At 65.9% G+C, this 3,851-nt stretch carries 4 protein-coding genes; 2 read left to right on the top strand and 2 right to left on the bottom strand.

Annotated features, from left to right (window positions below):
• On the top strand, nt 1–164 hold a 164-nt coding region (locus KH616_RS22700), incomplete at its 5' end, for a hypothetical protein (protein WP_292252149.1).
• A gap of 51 nt (nt 165–215) precedes the next feature.
• On the opposite strand, the gene KH616_RS22695 is transcribed toward KH616_RS22700, so the two are convergent.
• Entirely contained in the window at nt 216–926 is a 711-nt protein-coding gene (locus KH616_RS22695) for an ABC transporter ATP-binding protein (protein WP_292252148.1), read from the bottom strand.
• Here KH616_RS22695 and KH616_RS22690 point away from each other — a divergent pair.
• Nucleotides 925–1,608: an arylesterase gene (locus KH616_RS22690; RefSeq protein WP_292252147.1), complete on the top strand. Its 684-nt coding sequence runs from the start codon at nt 925–927 to the stop codon at nt 1,606–1,608. The genes KH616_RS22695 and KH616_RS22690 overlap by 2 nt on opposite strands.
• Nucleotides 1,609–1,674: 66 nt before the next feature.
• Here KH616_RS22690 and KH616_RS22685 read toward each other — a convergent pair whose 3' ends face one another.
• Nucleotides 1,675–3,609, bottom strand: coding sequence for a SurA N-terminal domain-containing protein (locus KH616_RS22685; RefSeq protein WP_292252146.1), 1,935 nt, complete (start codon nt 3,607–3,609; stop codon nt 1,675–1,677).
• Nucleotides 3,610–3,851: the final 242 nt, after the last annotated feature.

The following is a 3,851-nucleotide window of genomic DNA, read 5'->3' as shown; positions in this document are numbered from 1 at the left end:
CGGTATGGGACATCAACCCGTTCGACCAGTGGGGCGTCGAACTCGGCAAGATCCTCGGCAAGGTGGTGGAAGCGGATCTGAGCATGGATGCGCCCGCCGCGGCCACGCACGATTCATCGACGGCGGCGCTGATCGCGCGCGCACGCGCGGCGCTCAAGCGCTGAGGCAAAACGGCCGCACGGCACCGGCGCCTGTGCGGCCCTGACCGCCGCGCGTCACGCGCCGCGATAGACGGCAGGCGTCACGATATGACCACTATCGAGCGTCACGGTAGCAGCGCAACGGCGCGCCAGTTCCGGATCGTGCGTGACGAGCACGAGCGTCGATCCGTGCATGCGGTTGAGCTCGAACATCAGGTCGATGACCGCGTGGCCGGTCGCCGCATCGAGGCTGCCGGTCGGTTCGTCGGCAAACAGGATGGCCGGGCGCGTGACAAACGCGCGTGCAAGTGCGACGCGCTGCTGCTCGCCGCCCGACAGACGCTTCGGATAGTGCGCGATGCGCTCGGCGAGTCCGACCCGCCCGAGCAGCGTACGCGCACGCCCGGCGGCCTCTTTCGCGCTGATGCCGCCCTGCAGTTCGAGCGGCAGCATCACATTTTCGAGCGCCGTCAGATGCGGCATCAACTGGAACGACTGGAACACGAATCCGACAGCGCCATTGCGCAGCGCGGCCCGCTCGTCCTCGTCGAGTTCGCCGAGTGCGTGACCCAGCAGGCGAACCGTGCCGCTCGTCGCGCTGTCCAATCCCGCAAGCAGGCCGAGCAGCGTCGATTTACCCGAACCCGACGCGCCGACGATCGCGAGGCTGCTGCCGGGGCGCACGGCAAGATCGATGCCGTCGAGGATCGTCAGTTCCCCGGTCGCGTCCGCGACACGCTTGCACACGCCTCGTACTTCGATGATCGGATCGGTGATGTTGAGCATGGACACGACAATTCGCAAAAATAGACGCGCGGCGCTCGCCGCGCTGCTGAGCGGCGCGCTTGCCGCAACCACGGCCGGTCTTGCGTGCGCCGCAGCGCCGCCGGCCACGACGCCGCCCGGCCAGCCGGTGATCGTCGTGCTGGGCGACAGCCTGTCAGCCGAATACGGCCTGCCGCGCGATACGGGCTGGGTCGCGCTGCTGCGGCAGCGGCTTGCTGCCGAGCGGATCGATTATAGCGTCGCGAACGCGAGCGTCAGCGGCGACACCACGAGCGGCGGTCGTGCCCGCCTGCCTGCGGTGCTGGAACGGCTCAAGCCGGCGATCGTCGTCGTGGAACTCGGCGCGAACGATGCCTTGCGCGGCGTACCGCTCGCGACGACCGAGCGCAACCTGCGCGAAATCGTCGGCGATGCGCAGCGCGCCCGTGCGAAAGTCGTGCTCGTCGGCATGTATGTGCCGCCCAACTACGGCCCCGACTACACGCAGCAATTCCACGGAATCTATACGAAGCTGTCGAAGGATCTGCGCGTCCCGCTCGTGCCGTTCCTGCTTGCCGGCATCGAGAACAAGCCCGAAATGTTCCAGGCCGACCAGATTCACCCGACCCGGCAAGCGCAGGGCGTGCTGCTCGACAACGTCTGGCCGTCGCTGAGGCCGCTGCTCGCCAAGCCGCGCGGCTAGGCGCGCTCACGCCAGAAGCAGAAAGCCCCGCTCGATGGCGGGGCTTTTTGCTGACGGATGCGACGCTCAGTTCGCGTCGGCCTTCGACGTGTCGGCCGTCGTGCCGTACATCTTCACTTTCGAACGCGCACGCAGCGCGGCGAGATACGCTTCGCCCTCGCTCTGGGCTTCGACCTGCGCCATCTGCTGCTGCGCGGCAGCGAGCTGTTGCGGATCGACCGCCGAGCCCGGGATCACCGCGTTCACGCGATAAATCGCGTAGCCGTTCGCGCCCAGATCGACGCCGACGTAGGCCGGCAGCGTCTTCGCATCGACCTTGTAGACCGCGCTCAGCGCCGCAGGCGTCATGCCGTGCGATTCGGTGCGAGAGATCTTGTCGGCCGCCGAAAAGCCGTCCGCCGATTTCGACTTCTGCAGCTCGGCAAGCTTGGCCGCGCCATCCTTCTTCGCCAGTGCCGCAGCCTGCTCGGCAACGACGTCCTGGCGCACCGCATCCTTCACCGCGTCGAGCGCCGGCACGGCGGCCGGCTTGTAGTCGGTCACCCGCGCGGCGATCAGCGTGTTGTTGCCGACGTCGATCGCTTGCGTGTTATTCCGGTTCTTCACCGAATCGCTCGCAAACACCGCGGCGAGGAACTTCGCGTTGTTCAACGGGCTGTCCGGCGGCAGCTGACGATTCGGCGTCGGCGCGACGACCGCAGTCTGGATCGTCACCTTGTACTTGTCGGCAGCCGGCTGCAGGCTCTTCGCCTTCTCGTAGACGGTCGACGTGAAACCTTCCGCATTGTCGGAGAACGCCTTCGCCGCGTACTGCTGCTTCAGGTCGGCAGCGATTGCGTCCTTCACTTCCGCAAACGGCTTGACCGATGCCGGTTTCACATCGGTCGCCTTCAGGATGTGGAAACCGAGATCCGATTGCACGACGCCGCTCACTTCGCCCTGCTTGAGCGCAAACGCCGCGTCGTCGAACGCCTTGCCGCCCGCGGTGGAGCCGCGCGTGATGAAGCCCAGATCGCCGCCCTTCGCGGCAGATGGCGCGTCCTGCGAGTTCTTCTCGGCGATCTGCGCGAACTGATCGGGATGCGCCTTCACTTCGGCGAGCCACTGCTCGGCCTTCGCCTTCGCTGCCGCCTTGTCGGCCGCGCTCGCGTCGCTGCCCGCGGCAATGAAGATGTGGCTGACACGCACCTGCCCTTCAGTGCGATAGTGCGTCGGATTCTCGTCGTAGTACTTCTTGATGTCCGCGTCGGTCGGCAGCGCGCCGGCAGCCGCAGCCGCGGGCGAATAGACGAGGTACTGGATCATGGCCGTCTCCGGCGTCGCGAAGCGCTGCTTGTTCGCATCGTAATACGCGGCGAGCTGGGCGTCGGTCGGCTGCACCTTCGACGCGTAATCGCTCGTCTTCAGCACCAGCGCCTGCACTTCACGCTGCTGGGCGGCAAGCTCCGACAGACGCTGCGCGAGGCTCTTCGGCGTGAACGCGCTCGAGACGATGCTGGCCGGGATCTGCTGCAGCGACAGGCTATAGCGCACGCGCTCCTGGTATTGATCGGGCGTCATGCCCTGCATCGCGAGCAGCTGCGTATAGCGCTCGGCGTCGATCGAGCCGTCGGGCTTCTTCAGCGACGCGATCACCGGCTCGCTCAGCAGCGCTTCGCGCACGGCGTTGTCGGTTGCCGTCAGGTGCAGGCGTTGCGTCTCGTCTGCCAGCACACGTTGCTGGATCAGGCCGTCGAGGACTTCCTTGCGGTGTTCGGGCGTATCGAACGCCTTCATGTCGAACTGTGCGCCGAGCATCTGGCGGGCGCGGTCGATCTGCTGGCGGAATGCCCCGTCGAACTCGACCCGCGTGATCTTTTGCCCGTTGACCGCGGCGACGTTCGCGCTTTCGTCGAAAAAGCCGCGGAAGCCTTGGATCCCGACAAAACCCAATCCCGGCAACACGATCAGGATCAGGAGCGCCATCATCAGGCGCTGGTGATTACGGAAGAAATCGAGCATGCGTGATCGGTCTATTGGAACAAAACGACCGATATTACAACAGTGGACGGAAAAAAAGCGAACCCGGGCTCGCGTTGCACGCATGGCGGCAGCAGCACAGGGCACGTGAGGGCAACCTGCAAACAAAAATGCCCGCGAGCGCGGGCATGGGAATCAGAAACGCAAATGCCCGCACGAGGCGGGCATTTTTTGTTTGGCGGAGCGGACGGGACTCGAACCCGCGACCCCCGGCGTGACAGGCC

The sequence above is a fragment of the Burkholderia sp. genome, assembly GCF_018375725.1.
Lineage (GTDB): Bacteria > Pseudomonadota > Gammaproteobacteria > Burkholderiales > Burkholderiaceae > Burkholderia.
Note: the sequence above shows the minus strand (reverse complement) of the source record. Positions and strands in the feature narration are given on the sequence as shown.

Bases quoted from the DNA above. Each gene is read 5' to 3' on its own strand.
- KH616_RS22690 (WP_292252147.1), top strand. From the start codon at position 925: ATGGACACGACAATTCGCAAAAATAGACGCGCGGCGCTCGCCGCGCTG.
- KH616_RS22685 (WP_292252146.1), bottom strand. From the start codon at position 3,609: ATGCTCGATTTCTTCCGTAATCACCAGCGCCTGATGATGGCGCTCCTG.
- KH616_RS22695 (WP_292252148.1), bottom strand. From the start codon at position 926: ATGCTCAACATCACCGATCCGATCATCGAAGTACGAGGCGTGTGCAAG.